Origin of the sequence: Viridibacillus arenosi, from assembly GCF_001955655.1 — a bacterium.
Taxonomy (GTDB): Bacteria; Bacillota; Bacilli; order Bacillales_A; family Planococcaceae; genus Viridibacillus; species Viridibacillus arenosi.
In genome coordinates this window covers 212,730-235,854 of the sequence record NZ_MSPW01000003.1, presented here as the reverse complement: position 1 = coordinate 235,854, position 23,125 = coordinate 212,730, and the positions used below count along the sequence as shown (strand labels likewise).

Genomic DNA, 23,125 nt, shown 5'->3' with positions numbered 1-23,125 from the left:
ATTGTGTAAAGGGATATTTTTTTGCCCTTTTACATTTTTTTGTATCCTTTTGAAGTGAAAACTACTAATAATTCACAAAAAGATATGGGGGATTTCAACATGTACAAAAGTAAATGGGTAAGAAAATGGGCAGCACCAATCGGTATGGCAAGTTTATTAGCGTTTTCACAACTACCAGGACAATTGTCGACAGTAAACGCTGCAGAAAATACGTCAGCGACAGTTCAAGTACCAGCGAAAGATGTCAGTTATAAAAACGTTCTAAATTCAACAGCGGCATTTTTACTACAACAAGTGCCGAATCCATCATTTGGTGATGAAGACTACGTAACTGATTTCGCTCGTGCTAGCGTACCAGTTCCATCTAAATACTATGAAACTTATTACAATAATCTAGTCAAAGAGGTTAAAAGTAAAGATGGCAAAATCTCTGAAGACGTTGGTAAATATTCAAAAGTCATTATTGCACTAACAGCAATCAACAAAGATCCACGTAATATTGGGGGATATGATTTAGTTAAGTCTATGTATGATACATATTTAGCTACAGAAAAAGCAGAAAAATTAACTAATGGGAATAAATTTCATTTCTTAAATGCTATTGATACGAAAAATTATGATTTATCAACGGAATCGAAATATGCAGAGATTACAAGAACTAAATTAGTAAATGATTTAGTAAAAGATCAATTTGAAGATGGATCATTTGCGTGGGCTCTAGATTATGGATCTGATAAAGATTCAACATCAATGACGGCTACGGCTTTAGCACCTTATACAAAGGATGACAAGGTAAAAGCAGCAGTTGAAAAAGCAAATGATTATTTAGGTAAAGAACTAGGTGAACAAGGTGGTTTCTACTCAGAGTGGGCAAAAGGTGACAGCCCTGAAACGGTATCTCAATTCATCATCAATTTAACGTCTAATCAAACAAATCCAAAGACGGATCCACGTTTCGTCAAAGGTAATGGTAACTGGGCTGTTTCTAACCTAGTAAGTTTTGTAGATAGTGCTACAGGTGGATTAAAAAGCGGTTTATCACTTAAAATTCCAAACTTAATGTCTTCAGATCAAGGATTACGTGCACTTGCTGCATATGACCGCTTTGTAAAAGGCAAAAACCGTATTTATGATATGTCTGATGCTGCAGAGTCACTTAAATTTGACATTACAGCACCTGAAGTAGCAACAGCTAATAAAGTTAGTGATCAAACAACAATTGTTAAAGGCAAAGCTGAAGCAGGAGCGAAAGTTACGATTTATAACGGCTCTAAGCTACTAGCATCAACTACTGCATCTACAAAAGGCACATACTCTTTAACAATCAAAAAGCAAAAAGCTAATTCAACATTGAAAATTTATGTTACAGATGCATCTAAAAATAAGAGCAAAGCATTCACATTAAAAGTAGCTGATAAAACGGCTCCTAAAGCACCATCAGTTAAAAAAGTAACAAAGTCGACTAATAAAGTGACTGGTACAGCTGAAAAAGGTGCAAAAGTGTATGTACTAAAAGGTAAAACGTCTATCGGTAAAGGTACTGTAAATAGTAAGGGGCAATTTACTGTTAAAATTAAAAATCAAAAGGCTAATACTAAATTAACAGTCTATGCCAAAGACAAGGCTGGTAACAAAAGTAACGTGACAAAAGTAACGGTTAAAACGAAATAACTTGAAATATATAGGAAGGGTGTTGGAGTTTATCTCCAGCACCCTATTCCCATCTATAAGAAGAGGTGCGATATATGAAAAAATTAATACCATTATGGCTAATGATGATTCTCTCATTGATCATTATCACTGGCTGTAAGATTCAATCAGTTGAAGAATATAATAATCAAACTGAGCAAGAACAAAGTGTTTATGGAGCAAGTGAGACTAAGGTAATCGTTAAAGGAGATAAAGGTGAAGAATCAACAAAGGAAGAAATAGAAAAGGATTCAACAATAGATGCTGAAAAGCCAAATAAAGAAGAAGAGAAAAAGACAGAAACAAAGCAAAAGGAACAAAAAAATGAAGCAGAGGTAACGCCAAAAAAAGATCAACCAACTAGCACATCTAAAACTGAATCAACACCAACTTCGAAAACACCTAGTAACGATACTTCGACTAGTTCAAATAAAGAGAAGCCAGATAAAAGTCCAGCTCCATCTAAGGATAAATCACCGTCAAAAGATCAAAAGCCAGACAAAGATAAAAAACCCGAAAATAATAACGTCGCTCAAAAGCCAAGTAAGCCTAATAAAGAAGATGAAAAGAAAAAAGAATATGTGACCATCTCCATTAGTGCTACAACATTGCTGACACATTGGGATATGTTAAAACCTGCATTACAAAGTGAAAAATACGTCCCAAAAAACGGCGTTATTTTAAAGTCAACTAAATATGAAATCTTAAACGAAGATGAAACGGTTTGGTCTATTTTAAGACGTGCGACAAATGAACATGGTATTCATCTTGAGTATGAAGGAGCGGGTGAAAATCAATATGGGTCGGTCTATATTGAAGGCATGAATCATTTATATGAATTTGATGCAGGTGATCTAAGTGGCTGGATGTATTCTGTAAACGGTCAGTTCCCTAGTTATGGGGTTAGCGCAGTTACTGTGAAAAATGGAGACAATATTCAATTCCAATACACTGTTGATCTAGGTCGCGACATAGGTAAATAATGATTAAAGAGGAGTACTATGCATCATGAAAGCATTTGAAACGTATCACCCCATTGTCCTTTTCGCATATTTTGCATCTGTCATCGGACTTTCCATGTTCTATATGCATCCAGTTTATTTACTCATTACATGTATTGGAGCAATTACATTAAGTCTATTACTGAATAGAAAATCATTTGTTAGCGGCTTAAAATTTTTCGTGCCGATGTTTTTTATCGCTGCAATTATTAATCCACTTATTAGTCATGATGGGGAAATCATTCTATTTTACATAGATTATAATGCTATAACATTAGAGGCTATTGTTTATGGATTTGCGATGTCGATTATGATCTGTTCAGTCATTTTTTGGTTTGGTTGTTATAACGTTGTAATGACATCCGATAAATTTCTTTATTTATTCGGTAAGGTATCTCCCGCACTAGCGCTGGTCATTTCATTAACATTACGTCTTGTCCCGCGTTTTAAACATCAAATTACTATTATTTCACATGCACAAAAAACAATAGGCATGGATATTTCAGCCGGCAACCCATGGCAAAGAGTAAAAAGCGGGATTCGCATTATCTCCATTCTTATAACTTGGGCGCTTGAAAATGCAATTGAGACGGCTGATTCGATGAAAGCACGTGGTTATGGCTTGAAAAACCGTTCCACATTTTCATTATTCGTTTTTGAAAAAAGAGATGGTTTTTTGCTCGGGATCATATTAACACTTCTTTTAACGAATATTATTGGCAGTTACTTTGGTATGACGACGTATTATTTTTATCCAACGTTTACTGAATTAGCTTTAACTCCAATTAGCATAGGACTTTATATTTCTTATGCTAGTTTACTAGTAATACCTATTGTGATTGAAATTCGGGAGGCAATTAAATGGCGCTCATTGAAATACAACATGTAAATTTCCAATATCCAGACAAACACGAGCGAGTATTAGATGATATCAATTTAATAATTGAAGAAGGTGAATTTGCTGTTCTTTGTGGTACATCTGGCTGCGGTAAAAGTACGTTATTAAAACATTTAAAAAGAGAGATAGCTCCTCATGGAGATAAATCAGGGACTATCCTTTATGCGGGTACTGCATTGGCCGATTTACCTGATCGCGTGGCAGCTTCTGAAATAGGTTTTGTTATGCAAAATCCAGAAAATCAAATTGTCACTGATAAAGTGTGGCATGAATTGTCTTTCGGTCTAGAAAATTTAGGATTGGACACGATGACAATTCGACGTAGAGTGGCTGAAATGGCGAATTTCTTCGGTATTCAGCAGTGGTTTAGAAAAAGTACGATGGAATTATCAGGCGGCCAAAAGCAACTGCTAAATCTTGCAGCGATTATGGCAATGCAACCCAAATTATTGATTTTAGATGAACCGACATCTCAGCTTGATCCAATTGCGGCTACGGAATTCATCGGTACTTTGCAAAAGTTAAATAAAGAACTTGGATTAACAATTATTCTTGTAGAACATCGCTTAGAAGAGGTTTTCCCAATAGCAGATCGCGTTGTGGTCATGGAAAAAGGGCGCATTATTTGTAATGATTCCCCGCAGGATGTTGCACAGCAATTAAAAGCATTCGATGCCTCTCATCCAATGATGCTAGGCTTACCAACACCAGTGCGTATTAATAATGCATTGCAAATCAATGACATTGTTCCACTAACCATAAGAGATGGTCGAAATTGGCTAACAAAGCACTTTACTAATGAATTACGAGCTTTAGAAAGTAAATTGAGTTCAGAGATTCCACCTGATGACATTGTCTTGGAAGTTAAAGAAGCATGGTTCCGTTATGAAAAGAATGCTCAAGATGTATTAAGAGGTTTCTCCATGCAAGTACGTGCTGGGGAGATTGTTAGTATTTTAGGGGGGAACGGTACAGGGAAAACAACTGCACTAGGTGTAATGTCAGGTTTATATAAACCGTATCGAGGAAAAGTCTTCATCAATGGTAAATCCATTAAAAAGTTTTCAAATGGCGAATTGTATCGAAATAATTTAGCTGTTTTACCACAGGACCCATTAACACTACTCGTTGAAAAGAAAGTACAACTTGAATTCGATAGTATAATAGACGTCTTAGGCATCTCAAAAGAGGCAGCCAATGTACAGTTGAATGAAATTATCACAACACTTAATATCGGACATTTATTAGATAGTCATCCATATGATTTGAGCGGGGGAGAACAACAAAAAGTTGCTTTAGCAAAAGTCTTGTTACTAAACCCTAAAATAATCCTTCTAGACGAACCTACAAAGGGCATTGATGCATATTCTAAGGAAATATTCGCCGAAGTACTACAAGCGCTTAAAAAGCGTCGTGTGGCCGTTGTAATGGTTACACATGATATTGAGTTTTCAGCGCAATATTCTGACCGTTGTGCAATGTTCTTTGATGGCAATATTGTTTCTGAGGATGAACCAAAACTGTTTTACAGTGGAAATAATTTTTATACAACTGCAGCGCATCGAATGTCGCGTCATTTATATGATTTTGCAGTGACAAGTGAGGACGTGATTTCGTTATGCAAGCACAATCAACAGCTCGAGCAGACAACTACTCCCGTAAACGTCTAATTTTCTCCAGTATCATCATTTTTGTAGTTATTCCAATCGTCATGCTTATTGGAGTGACTATCTTAAATGATCGTAAATACAATCTTATATCTATGATTATCGTATTATTAGCATGTGTGCCATTCTTTGTTTCATTTGAAAGAAGAAAACCACAAGCACGAGAAATTTTAACGATAGCTGTTATGTCGGCTATTTCCGTTGCAGGTCGTGCAGCATTCATTTGGATTCCAGCTTTCAAGCCAGTGACGGCCATTACAGCCATTACCGGATTTGCTTTCGGAGCGGAAGCAGGTTTTCTTACAGGAGCGACATCTGCCATAGCATCGAACATCTTTTTCGGACAAGGTCCTTGGACGCCATTTCAAATGTTTACATGGGGAATCCTTGGTTTTATCGCTGGTCTATTAGGACAAAAAGGTTGGATGAAAAGTAAAATAGCACTTATTATTTATGGGGTTTTTGCTGGAATAATGTATTCCTTCTGTATGGACATTTGGACGGTCATTTCTTATGATGGATTGTTTTCTTGGAAAAGGTATTTAATTGCAATGTCAACAGCTATTCCGTTTACGATTGTCTATGTAGTATCAAATGTCGTTTTTTTACTCGTTTTAGCCAAACCGATTGGTGAAAAATTAGAACGAATAAAAGTGAAATACGGGATGTTGAACAACTAGAAAAGAACAAGAACTGTTTCGAAAGTCGTAAATCTAGACTTTTAAAACAGTTCTTTTTTTGATACAGCTTGCTTTCAATTTCAATCAGCATTCTTCGTTTTCTATGTCTGTTTCGATATCAATGACAGACTTAATGAACAATCGAACATCCGGACTCGAAGATCTTTTTTGCTTATAAAAAGGATAAGATAAACATTGCCGGAATTATGTTGAAATTGCAATTCTTCCAGTAAGGAGGGTTACACGTATTCTTTACTTATGAAACACGTAATCTTCATAGAGCTAAAAATATATTAAATTTGTGAAAGTCTATTAAGTAGAATAAAATATACATAATATTAGACTTTATGCTAAAAAAATGAAGAAAGGGGGTCTCATAACAGTGAAGAAGAAATTATGGAAAAATATTAGTATTTCATGTCTTGCTTTAACAGCTTTATGGACCTTATCCGATAACCATCAATCCGCTTACGCTGAAGAAGATACAATCAATGCGTTGATCTCATATAAGAATGAAGAAGGTAAGCAGAAGGTGTTAGGTGACGTGGAAGATGTCAATGAAGTACTGCATAACGTGGAAATGGTTGAGGTAACTTTAACTGAACAGCAATTATCTGAACTAAAAAAAGATCCGAACATTGAATTTGTTGATACAAAAGAAGCACCTATGACTTTAGCTGATTTGGATACACCGGTTCAACCTTTGTTAGTACCTACTTGGAATCTAAGTTTAATTAATACACCTGTAGCATGGGATAGCGGTATTTTTGGCAATAAAGTAAAAGTAGCAATTATTGATACAGGGATTAACCTCATTGATGATTTGCCAAATGTTGCGAGAAGAGTATCCTTTGTAAGGGATCTGCCAGAAACAACCATTAAAGAATCAGACAATGTGGATCGTGGAGGTATAAGAAATAATGGTCACGGTACATCAGTAGCTGCAGTCATTGGAGCGAGAGTTGGTGGCTATTTAAAAGACCAAAAAACAAGTGATGTTATTGGGGTTGCACCAAATGTTCAATTGTATTCCTTGAAATATGCGGATGGCACAACGAGTGGGACTACAACAGAAATCGTCAAATCAATTGACTGGGCAATTGCAAACAAAATGGACATTATTAATATTTCATCTGGATTATATATTGATGTACCTGCACTACGAAATGCTATTCAAAAAGCTTATAACGCCGGTATTTTAATTGTTGCATCAGCTGGAAATGATGGCAATGACAGAAATGTTACGTATCCTGCAAGATATAGTCAAGTTATTGCCGTTTCATCTGTTAGTGCTAAACAAAAGATTAGTTCGTTCTCAAATACAGGGTCATCAATGAATCTTACTGCTCCAGGTGAAGCTGTACCAACGATAAATAAGGATGGCAAATTGATTTATGCTAGCGGTACTTCCTATGCAGCTCCTCATGTTACAGGGATTCTCGCACTATTAAAACAACAATATCCATTTTTATCAGCGAAAGAATTACGTGCAAAATTAGATGAACAGGCAATTGACCTTGGTATAACAGGTATTGACAATTTATATGGGCATGGTCTAGTTCAATACCCACAAGCCGAAGACTCAGTCATTGAAGATTTGGTTGATCCTCAAATTGAAAAAGTAACCGATCATACAGCGACTGTTAGTTTTTCATTACCAAATGATACGAACGTTAAAAAAGTAGCCATTTTTTTAGATGATAAACTAGTAACAACCACTACTTCAAATAAATATACAATGAAAAAATTACAGGCTTCAAAAGACTATAAGATTACTTTGAAAGTTGTAAGTCGAGACGGAAGATCATCCAATGGTACAGACCTGCAATTGCATACGTTAAAGGACATCAGCCCCCCTGCTGAGGTGACAAAATTAATAGCTTCATCAATTAAAATTAATGCTGCAACGATTAATTGGAGAAAGCCGTCAAGCGAAGACTTTAAACAGTCTAAAATATACGTAAATAATAAAAAAGTGGCTACGACGAAAGAATCTACATATACAATACGTAATCTGAACCCTAGTCAAACGTATAAAATCGAAGTGAAAACAGAAGACGAATCTAAAAATATATCGAAAGGTGTAGCAATCATCATTCAAACACCTCTGAAGAAAGTTTTACATTCACCTTCAGTAAAAAAGGTATCTGATCGGAGTATAAATGTAAGCGGTACTGCCGAAGCAAATACGACTTTTTTAATTTATAAAGGCAATAAAAAAATAGCTCAAGCTACTGTCCAATCAAATGGTAGCTATATTGCTGCTATTAAAAAACAAGAGGCTAATAGTCAATTAACCGTCTATATTACAGATAAACAAGGCAATTCGAGCCCAGTAAAAAGATTGACAGTTATAGATAAAACGGCACCAGCTAAGCCAAAAGTAAATAAGGTAACAAGTCACTCAACAATCATAACGGGTACTGCTGAACCGTTTTCAATAATTGAAATGAAAAAAGGGAAAACGATATTGGCTAAAACCGAAGTGAAATCTTCAGGTAAATTCACTTTGAAAATTAAAAAGTTAAAGAGAAATTCAACTGTTTCTTTTTATGCTATTGATCAAGCACATAATCGTAGTAAAAGTACTTTAGTTAATGTGCAATCATAGAAAAAGTCGCCTCCATATAGGTCTCTTATCCTCTTAAACCGCTTAATCTAAGTGGTTGATAATAAAAGGGGAGGGGAGTATGTATGGGGGTATATTTTTTGTTGAACATATGGACTAACGAGGTTTATAATAAATGTAAATAAAACTATTAAATGGAAGGTGTTGTATATGAAAGAAAAAACGTTTCAACAAACTGTTGGCTTTAGCATTAGGGACACTGTAGCACTATATTGGCTATTCAAAACACAACAAACGGAATGTTATTCTGTTGAAATACATAAAACCTTTCAAAATAACTTCCCCGGACGCCCAGTTGGCTATGAATATGTTGCACGCATTGCTAAACAACTAGAAGCAGATGGGGCTTTAAAAGTGAGACAAGAACAAAAACGTCTATTTTATCATGCTACTGATCTAGGTATTGAACGACTCCGCAGATATGAAAAACTTTATTTCCAGCAATTCCATGAAATCGTACTCGTATTGGATCGTTTTTATTACGCCTTAACAAAAAATGGGGAAAAACCAGAAGCACCTAACCATCCGCTTCCTGAAGAATTTCGTGCTTATTTCTCAAAACTTATATCAGTAAAGGATATCGTACGCTATTTGGCACTTAAACTAAGTCAAACAAGATCATCCTTTTATATGGCAGAAGTAGGTCAACAACTAGAAGATGTGTTTGGGTGGACTCCTTCAAACGGTTATTTATATCAAATCGCACGTGAAATGGAAGAAACGAATTTACTCGTAGGTTACTGGCCTGATGAAAGACGTACTATACGGAAATTAAAAGGAACAGACGCTGGGACGGCATTTTATGATGTCATTGCTAAATCATTAGAAGATAGAATAACAACGACTCGACATTACTTACGATATATGCTTGCATTTTTTCAAAACAAATCGGAATAGATAATGTTTATATATCTCCTTATAGGGAAATATACACTAGAACGTATAATATATAAGGAGTTGTTTTCTTTATGAATGATTTAAACGATAATATTCTGTCTATTTTAAAAGATAGTAAAGTTGGGACAATGGCTACAGTGCATAATAACAAACCGTATTCATGCTACATGACCTTTTTTAATGATGATTTGACTCTCTACACAGCAACAAGTAAAGAGACAACTAAATATGATACTCTGCACGAAAATCCTTTTACACACATATTACTTGGCTATGACGGTAACGGTTTTGGCGATGCCTATGTAGAGTATGAAGGAAAAGTCACTCAATTTGATGATGAAAGTAAGAAAACGAAGATTCTAAGTAAGCTATCAGGATTAATATTTGATAAACCTGAAGAAATGGTCATTTTGAAAATTGATCCTGAACGAATTACACTTCTAAATAAAAAAGGTGAGCCTCCGCAAGAGTTAGAAATTAAATAAAAAGATATAACCGCGCTTTTTGGCTATAACCATATTTCCTTAATATGGTAATTTCCATATGATGTGCGATTTTATGAGTTTATGCTTATACAATCAAGTTACTCATTTTATAATAAATTCAACAATTTAAAAAGATCTGGGAGCACCTACTCCCAGATCAATGTTTCTCTATATTAATCAATATATTTATTCACAAATCCCCAGACTGTATTCCAATACTTCTCAGGATCTACTTTTTCAGCTTCTCCATGACCTGCCCCTGGAATAATTAATTTTCCTTTTTCAACATTAGCTGCGTTATATACTTCATCTAGCATTTCGTAAGGGACAAATGTATCTTTATCGCCATGGATAAATAGCATAGGTGTTTTACTCTTCGCCACTTGTTTGACTGCAGAGGCTTCAGTTAAATCATACCCTGCACGAATTTTCGTTATAGTGTTAGCCGCGTTCATAACAGGGAACTTAGGTAAATTAAACAAGTCATCAAGCTGGTATGTAAATACATCTATAACAGATGAATAACCACAATCTTCAACAATTACTTTGACATTTGAAGGTAATTTTTCGCCAGAGGTCATCATGACAGTGGCCCCTCCCATGGAAATTCCGAATAAGACAATTTCAGCTTTTGGATCTTTATCAGTAATTGTCTTGATCCATAAAAGCATGTCTTTTCGATCATCCCATCCCATGCCGATGTAATCTCCATCGCTTTCTCCGTGTCCACGAAGATCTGGTGCTATCACATTGTATCCTTTTTCATAAAAATTACGTATCCATCGAACCATCAGCGTGTTATTCGAAGTATATCCATGATCGATAATGACCCATTTATGATCTGTATTGTTGTTTTCATATAAATGACCTTTTAATGTTAATTTATCTGAAGAAACAATACTTGTTGTAATAGGTGGATGTTCTTTGGAAAAGGCAACATCCGCTAATTCACTTGTTTTTGCTACTTCTGCTGAAACAGCTTTTGATTTAGCTAAATGTGGATTACCTGTTAAAAATTCTTTTTCCGTATTAGCATTTAAAGCAAAATTGTAAAAATAATTTCCTACTAAGCCATAAGCAATGACTAATATAACGATAATTACTGAAGAAATAATACTGAATTTTTTCATAAGACACTTCCTTTATACTGAACTATTAATATTTTAATAGTTCAAAGTATAGCATATGTAGTAATTTGAAATAGTTTTGTTACCATAGCATTTTATAAGTTGCCTAAGTGTTGTTTTACTTCAATAAGAAGTCTCCATAAATTAATGATTGAATTTTAAGACACTTCTCTTTATAATAAATGCAAGTAACATTTTACCACAATTGTATAACAGAACTCGTAGATAAGGATTAGTACTTAAGGAATGCGCGGATAGAGAGTCGGGTTAGGTGGAAACCGATACGTAGCAACTGATGGAATGGACCTTTGAGTGACTGCTTGAAAGTTGAGTATGGCAGTTCGATTGGCGAATCGTTATATCGCTTATAGTGGTAGCGTTTTTTGCTGCAATTGAGGTGGTACCGCGGAATTTCCGCCCTCCATAGAGAATAGTCTCTATGGGGGGCTTTTTGTGTTACTTGAGATGAGCTGAGAAAAGGAGTTTGAGCAAATGACAGTTAAGACGAGAGAGTATGAGATGGTAACACTTCAAGGGGATATGATGACACCGATATCCATTTATCAAGCAGTAAGAGGTCGAAAGAAAATGCTTTTTGAATCGTCTGCTAAGCACCAAGAAAGTGGTCGATATTCATTTATCGCCTTGAATCCAATTGCAGAGTTAAAAAGTACGGAAAATGGTACGATAATTTTGAAAAAAGGGCAGCAGAGTGAATTACAACGTTCTCCAATTGATGTTTTAAAAGAAATGCTACCATTAAATCAGGAAGACTATCCGTTTGCCTTCTTTGGTGGAGCAATAGGCTATATCGGTTATGAAACTGCCTTTTATTTTGAAAAAATCGGTAATTCTTTGCCAGATGAGCTAGACATGCCGAATATGCATATGCTTTTTTACGATTCATTTATTATTTATGATCATTTACAACAAACTGTATCAATTGTTGCGATTGATTTGTTTAATAGTGGTCGTAGTCCTGAAGAAATGAAGGCAAGTATTCAAGAGATTGTGACAAGCCTACAAATGACAACTGTGTCACAACCTGAAGTGGAAGGAGATACTTTAGAATTTAAATCATCAATGGATGAAGTGTCGTTTTGTGATATGGTCAAAACCGCTCAGGAACATATAAAGCAAGGTGATATATTCCAAGTCGTACTTTCACAACGTTTTTCATCGCCATTTTCAGGAAATCCATTTTCTTTATATAGAAAATTACGTACATCTAACCCTTCACCTTATATGTTTTATATGGATTTTGAAGACTATATCATTTTAGGTACTTCACCTGAAAGTCTAGTAAAGGTTAAAAATAGACTTGTTACCACAAATCCGATTGCCGGAACGCGTCCTCGTGGTAAAACGGCTATAGAAGACACTGAACTTGCCAAAAGTTTACTTGAAGATGAAAAGGAAATTGCTGAACATCGTATGTTAGTCGATCTCGGACGCAATGATATCGGTAAACTATCCAAAATTGGCTCAGTGAAGCTACCAAAATATATGGATATTGAATACTACAAATATGTCATGCACATTGTTTCTGAAGTGACTGGCGAGTTAAAAGACGATATTCATGTGTTAGATGTACTAGCAACCTGCTTGCCCGCAGGCACTGTGTCAGGTGCACCTAAAATTCGTGCAATGCAAATTATCAATGAGTTAGAAACGACAAAACGTGGTGTATATGCCGGGGCAGTAGGCTATATCTCAATTTCCGGTGATATGGATATGGCCCTAGCTATTCGTACAATGGTTGTTCGAAACGGTCAAGCACATGTGCAAGCAGGTGCTGGTATTGTCTATAACTCAATTGCAGATAGCGAATACGAGGAGACACTTAATAAAGCAAAAGCGCTTTTGGAGGTGCGAAAATGATCCTATTAATCGATAATTATGACTCATTCACATACAATCTTTATCAACAAGTGAGTGCATTAGGGAAAGATGTTCAAGTCGTGCGAAATGATGCGCTGACTATAGACGATATCCGTCATATGCGACCAGAGGCTATTATCATTTCACCTGGACCTGGTACGCCATCTGAAGCGGGTATTTCTGTACAGATTGTACAAGAGCTTTATAAAGAGTTTCCCATTCTCGGTATTTGCCTAGGTCACCAATCGATTGCAGAAGCCTTTGGTGCAAAGATCGTGCAGGCACAAAATATCATGCATGGTAAATTATCTTTAGTTGATTACGAGCAAGCTGGCCTATTCTCAGCGCTTAATGGTCCGCTCTCTGTTATGAGGTATCATTCACTAGTGATCGAGCCTAAAACGTTATCACAAGCCTTTAAAGTAACTGCGACAGCTACTGATGATAACGAGATAATGGCTATTCAACACAAAATATATCCAGTCTTTGGCCTGCAATTTCATCCCGAATCCATCGGTACGCCTGAAGGGGATAGTATGATCCATTCGTTTATTGAATCCTATTGTACCGTTTATTATGATTAACTAATCATAAAATAAGCCCAATTCTCTTATTAATAATACTGAGAGGATTGGGCTTTCATTTCTTTCTTTTTGTATTCTTTGAATCGAAACCTTCAATTTTTATTTCACCAAATGACATAAAAAATTTATAAATACCTAAAAGTTGGAATAAAGTGATGAGATGGGGGGATTTGATGAAAGGAAATAAGAGCGTTTTTGTTATATCTCTAGTTATTATTATTGGATTCGTTTTTTGTTATATCTTCTTTAGTGGAGTAGGTAAAGCTTCTTTCAAAAATGAATTTTGGGAAGAAGCAGATGTTGGAGTTATAAGTCAAATAGAACTTATTAGAGGATCGGATAGTAAGCAAATACTCTATACTAAAGAACAAGACATAAATGTATTTGTATCTACCATTTCCGAAGCAGAAATAAAAAAAGTAAAAGAAAGTTCTATCAAAATAGATGAATCTTACTGGATTACTATATGGATAGCTGGGGATAGAAAATTTGGATTACGAATTGAAAATAATCAGGTTTTTTCTGTTTTTAATTATGAGGGTAGTGAAAATAATGCTAACCTTTACGAATTTAAAGATAAATCTATTTATAAATACATTGAAAATCTATTTTAAACAGACAAAAATCCCTAGAAAGTTGGTAATAAAAAAATATTATATTTGTTATTATTCAACCTTCAGCAGTGCGATATCGATTAAGCTATCCTTTTTACTGGATAATTCTTTTTTTAAAATAATGCTATATCCAATAAAAAGTAATTAGTTGTTTGTATTTTCAATATTATTGCGTATAATAATTGGAAAAGGAGGGCTGGAGTTGGAAATCTCAGAATATATTGAAAATGTTGATGAAAACAGGCGTGAGGCGTTTCGAAAACTCTTCGAAACGGTGCAAGAAAATTTACCACCAGGTTTTGAATTGGTCATGCAGTATTCGATGCCGAACTTCGTAGTACCGAAGTCAATATATCCGAATGGCTATCACTGCAGTCCTGATGAACCGCTACCATTCATAGGTGTAGCAGCTCAAAAGCAACACCTTTCTCTGTATCATATGGGGATCTATTCTAAACCGGAGTTACTTGACTGGTTTGTTACTGAATACCCGAAACATATGACTACTAAGCTCAATATGGGTAAGAGTTGCATACGGTTTTCGAATGCCAAGAATATACCATATGCGTTAATTGCTGAGCTCGTCAGTAAAATGACAGTAGATGAATGGATAGAATTGTACGAGAAGCAACTTAAAAAAGCATAGAAGGGGTGTTTTGAATGCAGACACGTATCGAAGAAATTGATGGGCTTGTTGTGAAAGGTTTGAGTATTCATCAAGGAAAAACGTCAGATATTCCCGAGAAGTGGGAGGAACTTGCGAATGTCCTTGAAGGCTATAGCGTATCGCAGGACGTATCATATGGTGTTTGTATTCAAATGAATGAAGACGGTTTAGATTACGTCGCTGGTATTGACGATCATCTTCTACCAGATGAAATTACAGCAGTGACTGTTAAGATTCCTGAAGGTCGATACTTAGTCGGTAAAGTTGCTGGTGGAATCGGCCAGATTCAAGATACATTCCGAAAATTATTCAGTAATCAGGAAGTTACACATCGTCCATCTATGAGTTTTGAGAAATATATCGGCCAAGATTTACACGATATAGAAGTTTGGGTGCCAATCGTTTAAAAGTCCGGCGTAGAGTATTATACTCTACGCTTTTTTAATTGATTTCGTATATATATCAAAAGCTTTATTTATAAAATTAATGTACAATAAGCTCGAGGTGAAGAGTTTGTATTATTTAAGGTTAGTTTTACTGTATTTGTTTTTAGCGGTAATTGGTTTCGTACTTGCATGGTTTAATGCTCCTACATGGGTCATAGTTGTCGTCTTTATAATTGCTGTGGCTGCCGTGATTTATAATAATGTACTTGTTATGTACTTATCTAAAGATGCGAAGAAAATTGAACGAGCGATGCGTAATCAACGTAGAAATCCACTTTTCGCACATGTTCTTGCAGTAAAAGAAGGCACGTTAGAGGATGAAATGAAAGAGATAGATCGTATCATTGCGAAATATAAGCAGCCAGATCTCCGTAATAGCTTTGAATTTTTACGTAGCTATCGACTAGGGCAATATGAAAATGCGATTAAGTTTGCTAAGGAAATTAAAAGAGAACCTAATAGAAGCTACCATTTAGCACTTGCTGACGTTTTACAAAAAAATTATAAGAAAGCACGCACTTATAGTTTTGACCAAGCATGGATGACACATGCTGTAGAAGCAGAAATTGCACTGCAATTGAAAAATCTAGAAAATTATAAAAAGCATATGCAATTAGCAATAGATGAATCAAAGGGAATGCAGCTTGTATTAAATCAAGCAACATTTGAAAAAGAGCTAAAAGCATTTAATGTCGGCGGAAAAAAATAATATTTGTACAATTGAATTTTAATGAAGCAGGGGTAGCCGCCCTGCTTTTTTATTTTTCTTAAATGGATTAATCTATTTATATTTTAATAGTTTTAATTTTCTGATAAAGTATAAGGGATAGTACATAAAGGAGAGAATATGATGGTGAAACTAGAACAATCGATAGATGTTTCAAAACATAATGATGTACAACTAGCGAATAGTACAATTGCACTTGGACCGGTGAAGATGAATGTGTTTAGTTTTGCAGTAGATGGCATATTGATTGATACAGGAGCACAATCTTTGCTTCCATCATTTCGTTCTTTTTTCGAGCAAGCTGATTTTGAACAAGTGATGCTTACGCATTTCCATGAGGATCATATTGGTTGTGCAGCTTGGATAAAAGAACAGAGAGATATCCCTTTCTATATTCATAAAGACTCTGTCGAGCGCTGTAGTAAAGAATATATCTATCCAAAGTATCGTCAGTACTTTTGGGGACAAAGCGAGCCATTTCAAGCCCAAGCAATCGGAGAGACGTTCCAATCAAAAAATGCGACTTGGGATGTAATTAATACACCTGGTCATACTCAAGATCATTTAGCGTTCCTAAACAAGGAAACTGGTGCATTGTTTACTGGTGATTTGTTTATTCAGGAAAAAACGAAAGTAATTTTAGCAGAAGAAAATATCGTCGATACTCTACAATCCTTACGGAAATTATTAACCTATGATTTTAAAGATATGTATTGCTGCCACGCAGGATATATAGAAGATGGCCATAAGGAAATAAAAAACAAGATTGACCATTTAGAAGTGTTACAGTCGCAAATTATTAATTTGCATAAGAAAGGTATGTCTGTAGAGGAAATAACTGCTCAACTATTCCCAAGAGTTTATCCAATAGTTGAAACATCTGAAGGTGAATGGTCTGCCATTCATATTGTTAAGGGTTTTGTGGAAGGAAGTAGGTAAAGTTAAGAAAATAAGAAGCACAGATTAATGTGCTTCTTATTTTTAATTATACTATTTTTCAGCATGAATAGGGGATACTCCTTCTTCTTCGGGTGTTAAACCAGTAGTAGAAATCTAGGATCCAGTTTGTTTTATTTGATTTTTAGTAATTTGATATTTATAAGTTACGAAGCGCTCATTATCAAATCTAACATGTAGATACGCATCTGGTTTTATGCGGTACGCATCGGTATCAGTAATTTCCCAAGACTCTCCTACATATTTTACTTTTAAATATATGTTTAAATTCTCAATAGCTTTTTCTGTTTGATGTTGAACAATAAAAGGTCGCGATACATAAAAACCAATTGTAATTATAAGAATCAAACAAGCTAAACCCCAAGTAAATCTCCTCCACCACTTAGGTAATAAAAGAGCTAATAATCCAATAACTGAAATAATTACAAAGATAAAAGTCAATTCAATAATTGTTACCGGCATCATATGAATCCACCACCTTTAGTGACTAATACTTTATTAATAATTCAATAGATATAGCTACATTCCCTTCAAGTACTTATAATACAAAAAACCACAATTTTCTATTTGCATTAGAAAATTGCGGTTTATATTTTCATAGGAATGTATTAAGAACTATTATTTTTACTTTTTTTCTAGTCAACTTATATAACAATTCTTTTACTCAAAAAATGCCTCACTAAATGAACTGATTGAGGGAATGATAATCCTAGTTGCCAGATGCCTATACCTTTAATTTTGTAATCTACAACCATTTGAAGTTTACGTGCACGAGATCTTGAATCCTCAAACCAAACAATATGTCGATTACCTAATGCGTCCCAATACTCAAAGTGAGCTTGCTGATATTGAGTGGAGTATTGAATCGGTACTTGATAAGACATTGCGGTATTTACAGCATCACCTACTGCAATGGCTCGAGCACTTATGACAGAACCATCTTCAGCCATTGTCCAATCATATCCGTAATTTGGAACACCTAAAATGATTCTATTGGCATTCATATGATTTTTAGCATATTGAATTGTTTGTCGTACCTCATTTACTGGTGCCACCGGTCCTGGTTCACCACCTCCATGATGAAAATCATAGGCCATCAGAAAGACGAAATCAGCTGCAGCACCAATCCCTTTATAGTCATAACCTTTTGTCCATGGCGTAGTATCATCTGTCTTAGCAGGTAATGCAACAGACGTAGTATAACCTTCTGGACTTAAACGATTTCTCACCATGCGGATAAAAATCACATAATCAGCTGCATCGTAATCTTTAAGCAATTCAAAATCAATATTGACCCCAGCAAAATTATTGTCTTTTACTACGTTATAAATATTATTTACTGCTTGCTGTCTTATAGTCGGATTACTAATAATACTTCTTGCTACTTCTGAACTAAAACCTGTTTCAGTTAAATTTGATATGACAGCAATTGGCGCTACTTGTTTTTGCCGACTTAATGTATTAATGCTGTGTAGATACAATGGACTTAGTGTACCGTCATTTGAAATATGATATTCAAAAACACCATAATAAGAATTGCTATCTGCAAATTGATTTATCAACTCTATATCTCTTGCTGGTGTAGTAGGAGTTAAATAGCTGAAATTGGCTGCTCTATATTTGGTTCTAGGTGGCAAATATAAACGCATTCCCAATGATAAATTATTCGTGTGTAAACCATTATATAGCTTAATCGTTTCAACTGGCACTAAAGCCATTTGACCAATTTTATATAAGGAATCTCCAGGCTGAACAATATACACATTTGTAGGAATTAGCAAATCTTGCCCCGGGACTATATTTGGTATTTGCAAACCATTTGTAATTCTTATACTATCCATATTTACTTGATATTTTGATGCAATGGAAAATAAAGAATCTCCCGCTTTCACAACATATATAAACAATGTGTCACCTCTGTTTAACTATATTTAACCCTTTATAATATGCGTGTACTCAATAATGTGTTATGTAAATAATCGGCTTGTTTAATTTTGGTAATAAATTGTGTAGAATAATTAATAATATAAAAATTAATGGGGAACTTTAAAAGACAGGGGAATGTGATATTAAAAAAATATTTAAAAATTACTGGAGCTCATTTGTACTGAGTATTTTCTGTGTAGTAGCGATAGGGGTATTACTGATTGTTGGTAATGAACGTCAGCAGCAAAAAACAATTGCTTTAGAAGAGTATCATGGGCAAAAGATTACCGAAGCATGGAACTTGAGGGAAAGTAGCTTAAAGCCAGAACGCTATTATAATATTTCATCAATGGTATTTGTTGAACGTACGAAAATTAAAGATACTGAAAAACTCCAAAAAGTTCTTAGCAAAATTTCAAAAACAAAACCTATTGACTATATAGAACCATTGGCAGGTATAAGGGTTATTGATATACAGCTATCGAATGGTGAAAATATATATTTAAACGTTAACTATGGTGGCTATATGACTGCACTTTATGATCCAAAGTCAGGAAATACATATGATATAGATTTAGATTCCTTTGAAAAATTAAATACTCTATTTATTGATATGAATAATGAATTTAATATTTGGCGTTTTATCATTTTTCCGACTATATTTTTGTCAGCTACTCTTGCTATTTATTATCTAGTACGTAAATTTACTAAAAGGGAGGAAACTAAGTCAAAAGACAAGAATACACTTGTAGACATATTGATGAATGTTGCTGCAGTTTCATCTATCGCTTTTGCACCAGCCGTATATGGTGCATATAATATTGGTTGGTTAACAGCTATATTACTCCTAATTCTTTGCATAGGTGATTTTATAAAGAAAGAAGCAAATATTATTCTGAATTTTTCTCTCGTTTTGATGATTATCATTTTTCTTTACGGAGATAAATGGATTCAGACGTTATAGGATGAGCAAATTTCATTTTAATAATCCTTTGTATTCACTAAAATAGAATAAAAAATTACCAATTAACGATACGTATTATTATTAGTAAGTAAGCTATACTATTTACGATTTCACTTATAAATCCACCATGACTAGGAGGCGGAACACGATGAGTAGGCCGGAACACTTAGATCCAAAATCTCAACAAATCCACCACAACTGGGCAAGGGATAAGCGTCAAAAATCTCAAGTGAATGGACAAACAGAGGTAACTCTGCATAACAAACTTTTGAGAACTTCAGCGAAATCACGACAGTCACAGTTATAACGATCATGAAGGTATAAGTGCAATCAAACCCGGAATTTAATTTCCGGGTTTTTTGTGTTTATATGTGATTTATTCTTTTCCAGCGGTTTAATCAAGCTAATAGCAACTAGGCGTTATTCCTTTTCTTATAGGCCAGTGACACACTTCGAGGGCAAAGTACATATCATTTGTATGAAGAGGTGGTGAAGAATGAGGGACGATAAAATGAATAAAAATCACAATCCTGTCGAAGTCGAACAACAGGAATGGAAGAAAAGACAATTGAAAGAACGTATGAAGCAGATGCTTACAATCGCTTCACCTATTTTTCTCTTGCTGTTATGGGAGTTCCTTTCCCAAACCAACTTGCTTGATGCACGTTTCTTTCCACCGCCATCTGAAATCGTAAGTACATTTTATTCCATGGCAATGAGTGGTGAGCTAGCTAACCATATTGGCATATCCCTTTACCGCATTATTGTGGGTTTCCTACTTGGGGTTATACCAGGCGTTGTCATTGGTCTATTGATGGGTCTGTATTCACCAATTAGGCACTTCATCTCACCTATTGTAATGGCGCTTATGCCAATTCCTACTCTCGCCTTGTTACCCATTATCATTATCCTATTTGGAATCGGAGACTTCTCTAAAGTTGTAACGATTGCTGGTAGTGTATTTTTCCCAGTTGTCATCAATACAACGGCAGGAGTCATTAATATTGACTCCATCTATTTAGATGTCGCCAAAAATTACGGAGCTAGCTCTAAGGACTTTTTCTTGAAAATTGCATTCCCTGGGGCGCTACCGGTCATGATGGAAGGGATTCAAATGGGTCAGGCAATTGCTCTCTTAACGATCGTGGCAGCTGAAATGATGGGCGCTACATCAGGTATAGGCTATTTAATTTGGACCTCTTATAAAGCCTTTATGCTAAAAGAGATGTTCGTTGGGCTTATACTCATTTCATTTTTCGGCTACTTATTTTCACTTTTGCTAAGGGCGATACAGAATAAGATTTTATCTTGGAGGTGAAGCAGTGGAAGACAACACTAAAATTTCAATTCAAGATATGACGAAAGTATTTTACAAGAAAAATAGTAGTGTCACTGCTTTGGATCATATTTCTCTCAATATTTCAGAAGGTGAATTTGTATGTCTCGTTGGTCCAAGTGGTTGCGGTAAAACAACGTTGCTACGTATTTTAGCCGGTCTCGAAACAACGAGTGTTGGTGAATTTAAGATTGTGGAGAGTGAAGAAAATCGACCTCTGCAATCGATGGTTTTCCAAGAAAGAGGCGTTATTCCTTGGCTCTCCGTGGAAGATAATGTTGCATTCGGTCTGAAAATGAGACATCTACCAGCTGAATTGATCAAAGAGCGTACATCTTACTATTTAGAAAAAGTTGGCCTAGAAAAGTTTTCAACACTTTATCCAAAGGAACTTTCTGGAGGTATGAAGCAACGTGTAAGTATTGCACGTGCATTTGCCAATGATCCTGAAATCTTACTGATGGATGAACCATTTGCAGCACTTGATGAGCAAAATAAATTTATATTACAAGAAGAACTCTTATCTATTTGGGAAGAAACAAAGAAAACAGTGCTATTTATAACGCATAGTATTGATGAAGCGTTGCTACTAAGCGATCGAATTCTTTTAATGAGTTCGCAACCTGGTAGAATTGTGAAAGAGATTAAAAATGATTTACCAAGGCCTAGAAATATAGAGCAAATAAGAGCGGACCAACGTACAGCAGGTCATTTTTTAGACATTTGGAAGCATCTGCAAGATGAAGTGCAAAAATCAAGAAAGTAGTTAGTAAAAGGGGGCATGACATGCGAAAATGGTTAAAGTTAGGTTTATTTATACCATTCCTAATCCTTGCAATGTTCGTTGCGGGGTGTTCGGATAAACAAACAGGAAATAAGGGAACTACAGGAACGAAAGACAATAACGAAATAAGTAAAGACAATCCGTCAGGCGATTTGGCTGCTTTAAGTAAAAAAACGAAAGTTGTTATTGCCGAGGACGGAGCGGCATCAGGGGCAGGTTTTTATATCGCTAAAGAGAAAGGTTACTTCGAGGATTATAATATTGAGGTAGAATTTGCTCAATTTGCAAATAGTGATGACATGTTACCTGCACTTGCAGCGGGTGAAGTAGATATTGCAGGAGGAATATCAACAGCCTCTTTCTTTAATGCAATTGCACAGGGAATTGACGTTAAAATTATTGCAGATAAAGGGCATAACGTACAAGGGAAATCCTATTTCTCATTTGTAATTGGTAACCATATGAAAGGTAAAATTAATGACTACTCAGATTTCAAAGGAAAAAAGATTGCCGTCTCTGCAAAGAACGCGATTGATGGCTATATCTATCAAAGAATGCTAGAACATGCAGGATTGACTGATAAGGATGTTAAATTCACACTAATGAATGACTTCGGTAGCATGCTTGGTGCCCTCGACAACGGCTCAATTGATGCTGCACTTAGTATTGAACCATTAATCGCTCAAGGCATCGAAAAAGGCATACTAACACGTTTTGGAGATACAACAGATTTTGCGCCAGATTCTCAAATCGCATTAGTATTAGCATCTCCTAAATTTATGACAGAAGAGCAAGACGTTTCGCTTCGCTTTATGTTGGCTTATTTAAAAGGGGTACGTGACTATAATGATGCGTTCATCAAAGGTGAGGGCAAAGAGCAAATCATCGACATCATGACAAAACATACAGCATTAAAAGATGCGAAGCTATGGGAAAAAGTATTTGTAACTGGCCTTGATCCAGATGGTAAAATGCGTATTGATGACATTCATGCGCAATATGATATGTATAAAGCAAATGGTGCAACACAAGGGGAGTTCGACTTCGACAAAGCAATTGACACTTCACTCACAGAAAAAGCCGTCAAAATCCTTGGCGAATACTGATTTACTCGTGCCTGATTTGTTTTAATTGCAACGATTCCCGCCTATAATACGAATTTAACG

General features: G+C 35.4%; 23 protein-coding genes and 1 other annotated feature. Of the genes, 20 read left to right on the top strand and 3 right to left on the bottom strand.

Annotation, left to right across the window (positions count from 1 at the left end; genetic code table 11):
• Positions 1-99: 99 nt before the first annotated feature.
• The 8 genes from BK137_RS07765 to BK137_RS07730 all read left to right on the top strand — a co-directional run bounded on the left by BK137_RS07765 (position 100) and on the right by BK137_RS07730 (position 9,946).
• A complete protein-coding gene (locus tag BK137_RS07765; protein WP_038181636.1) occupies positions 100-1,671 on the top strand; it encodes an Ig-like domain-containing protein in 1,572 nt (523 codons plus the stop codon).
• Between the two features lie 74 nt (positions 1,672-1,745).
• Positions 1,746-2,672: a DUF4430 domain-containing protein gene (locus tag BK137_RS07760; protein ID WP_051448621.1), complete on the top strand. Its 927-nt coding sequence runs from the start codon at positions 1,746-1,748 to the stop codon at positions 2,670-2,672.
• A gap of 25 nt (positions 2,673-2,697) precedes the next feature.
• A complete protein-coding gene (locus tag BK137_RS07755; protein WP_038181639.1) occupies positions 2,698-3,579 on the top strand; it encodes an energy-coupling factor transporter transmembrane component T in 882 nt (293 codons plus the stop codon).
• Complete coding sequence (locus tag BK137_RS07750; RefSeq protein ID WP_038181641.1) at positions 3,552-5,258, top strand: ABC transporter ATP-binding protein; 1,707 nt, start codon at positions 3,552-3,554, stop codon at positions 5,256-5,258. Before BK137_RS07755 ends, BK137_RS07750 begins: the two co-directional genes overlap by 28 nt.
• Complete coding sequence (locus BK137_RS07745) at positions 5,207-5,935, top strand: ECF transporter S component (protein ID WP_051448622.1); 729 nt, start codon at positions 5,207-5,209, stop codon at positions 5,933-5,935. Before BK137_RS07750 ends, BK137_RS07745 begins: the two co-directional genes overlap by 52 nt.
• A gap of 382 nt (positions 5,936-6,317) precedes the next feature.
• Positions 6,318-8,546: a S8 family peptidase gene (locus tag BK137_RS07740; protein ID WP_051448623.1), complete on the top strand. Its 2,229-nt coding sequence runs from the start codon at positions 6,318-6,320 to the stop codon at positions 8,544-8,546.
• 168 nt (positions 8,547-8,714) lie between these two features.
• The gene (locus BK137_RS07735) at positions 8,715-9,461 is read left to right on the top strand and encodes a helix-turn-helix transcriptional regulator (protein WP_038181644.1); all 747 of its coding nucleotides are present in this window, start codon (positions 8,715-8,717) and stop codon (positions 9,459-9,461) included.
• Between the two features lie 71 nt (positions 9,462-9,532).
• On the top strand, positions 9,533-9,946 hold the full coding sequence (locus BK137_RS07730; protein WP_038181647.1) for a pyridoxamine 5'-phosphate oxidase family protein: 414 nt from the start codon (positions 9,533-9,535) through the stop codon (positions 9,944-9,946).
• Between the two features lie 173 nt (positions 9,947-10,119).
• Here BK137_RS07730 and BK137_RS07725 read toward each other — a convergent pair whose 3' ends face one another.
• Positions 10,120-11,076, bottom strand: a complete 957-nt coding sequence (locus tag BK137_RS07725; RefSeq protein WP_038181650.1) for an alpha/beta hydrolase — start codon at positions 11,074-11,076, stop codon at positions 10,120-10,122.
• A gap of 210 nt (positions 11,077-11,286) precedes the next feature.
• Positions 11,287-11,498: a binding site (T-box leader), on the top strand.
• A gap of 67 nt (positions 11,499-11,565) precedes the next feature.
• On the opposite strand from BK137_RS07725, the gene trpE reads away from it, so the two are divergent.
• The 7 genes from trpE to BK137_RS07690 all read left to right on the top strand — a co-directional run bounded on the left by trpE (position 11,566) and on the right by BK137_RS07690 (position 16,931).
• On the top strand, positions 11,566-12,954 hold the full coding sequence (gene trpE, locus BK137_RS07720) for an anthranilate synthase component I (RefSeq protein ID WP_038181653.1): 1,389 nt from the start codon (positions 11,566-11,568) through the stop codon (positions 12,952-12,954).
• A complete protein-coding gene (locus tag BK137_RS07715) occupies positions 12,951-13,538 on the top strand; it encodes an anthranilate synthase component II (RefSeq protein WP_038181656.1) in 588 nt (195 codons plus the stop codon). Before trpE ends, BK137_RS07715 begins: the two co-directional genes overlap by 4 nt.
• 173 nt (positions 13,539-13,711) lie before the next feature.
• Entirely contained in the window at positions 13,712-14,152 is a 441-nt protein-coding gene (locus BK137_RS07710; RefSeq protein WP_051448624.1) for a hypothetical protein, read from the top strand.
• Between the two features lie 202 nt (positions 14,153-14,354).
• The gene (locus tag BK137_RS07705; RefSeq protein WP_235175690.1) at positions 14,355-14,798 is read left to right on the top strand and encodes a DUF1801 domain-containing protein; all 444 of its coding nucleotides are present in this window, start codon (positions 14,355-14,357) and stop codon (positions 14,796-14,798) included.
• A gap of 14 nt (positions 14,799-14,812) precedes the next feature.
• Positions 14,813-15,226: a GyrI-like domain-containing protein gene (locus BK137_RS07700; RefSeq protein WP_038181659.1), complete on the top strand. Its 414-nt coding sequence runs from the start codon at positions 14,813-14,815 to the stop codon at positions 15,224-15,226.
• Between the two features lie 106 nt (positions 15,227-15,332).
• Positions 15,333-15,974: a hypothetical protein gene (locus BK137_RS07695; RefSeq protein ID WP_038181661.1), complete on the top strand. Its 642-nt coding sequence runs from the start codon at positions 15,333-15,335 to the stop codon at positions 15,972-15,974.
• 141 nt (positions 15,975-16,115) lie between these two features.
• Positions 16,116-16,931 (top strand): MBL fold metallo-hydrolase, encoded by an 816-nt coding sequence (locus BK137_RS07690; RefSeq protein WP_038181664.1) that lies wholly within the window; start codon positions 16,116-16,118, stop codon positions 16,929-16,931.
• 114 nt (positions 16,932-17,045) lie between these two features.
• Here the strand turns inward: BK137_RS07690 and BK137_RS07685 are convergent, their stop codons facing one another.
• Together BK137_RS07685 and BK137_RS07680 are read right to left on the bottom strand one after the other, a co-directional pair.
• Entirely contained in the window at positions 17,046-17,414 is a 369-nt protein-coding gene (locus tag BK137_RS07685) for a hypothetical protein (protein WP_038181666.1), read from the bottom strand.
• A 179-nt stretch (positions 17,415-17,593) separates the two neighbouring features.
• Positions 17,594-18,856 (bottom strand): glycosyl hydrolase family 18 protein, encoded by a 1,263-nt coding sequence (locus tag BK137_RS07680; RefSeq protein WP_038181669.1) that lies wholly within the window; start codon positions 18,854-18,856, stop codon positions 17,594-17,596.
• 320 nt (positions 18,857-19,176) lie between these two features.
• Between BK137_RS07680 and BK137_RS07675 the strand changes: the two genes are divergently transcribed.
• The 5 genes from BK137_RS07675 (at position 19,177) to BK137_RS07655 (ending at position 23,065) form a co-directional block, all read left to right on the top strand.
• On the top strand, positions 19,177-19,839 hold the full coding sequence (locus BK137_RS07675; RefSeq protein WP_038181672.1) for a hypothetical protein: 663 nt from the start codon (positions 19,177-19,179) through the stop codon (positions 19,837-19,839).
• A gap of 148 nt (positions 19,840-19,987) precedes the next feature.
• Positions 19,988-20,146: a YpzG family protein gene (locus BK137_RS07670; protein ID WP_076035312.1), complete on the top strand. Its 159-nt coding sequence runs from the start codon at positions 19,988-19,990 to the stop codon at positions 20,144-20,146.
• A gap of 189 nt (positions 20,147-20,335) precedes the next feature.
• The gene (locus BK137_RS07665; RefSeq protein ID WP_235175691.1) at positions 20,336-21,157 is read left to right on the top strand and encodes an ABC transporter permease; all 822 of its coding nucleotides are present in this window, start codon (positions 20,336-20,338) and stop codon (positions 21,155-21,157) included.
• Between the two features lie 4 nt (positions 21,158-21,161).
• Positions 21,162-21,941, top strand: coding sequence for an ABC transporter ATP-binding protein (locus tag BK137_RS07660; protein WP_143691025.1), 780 nt, complete (start codon positions 21,162-21,164; stop codon positions 21,939-21,941).
• A 20-nt stretch (positions 21,942-21,961) separates the two neighbouring features.
• On the top strand, positions 21,962-23,065 hold the full coding sequence (locus BK137_RS07655) for an ABC transporter substrate-binding protein (RefSeq protein ID WP_038181675.1): 1,104 nt from the start codon (positions 21,962-21,964) through the stop codon (positions 23,063-23,065).
• Positions 23,066-23,125: the final 60 nt, after the last annotated feature.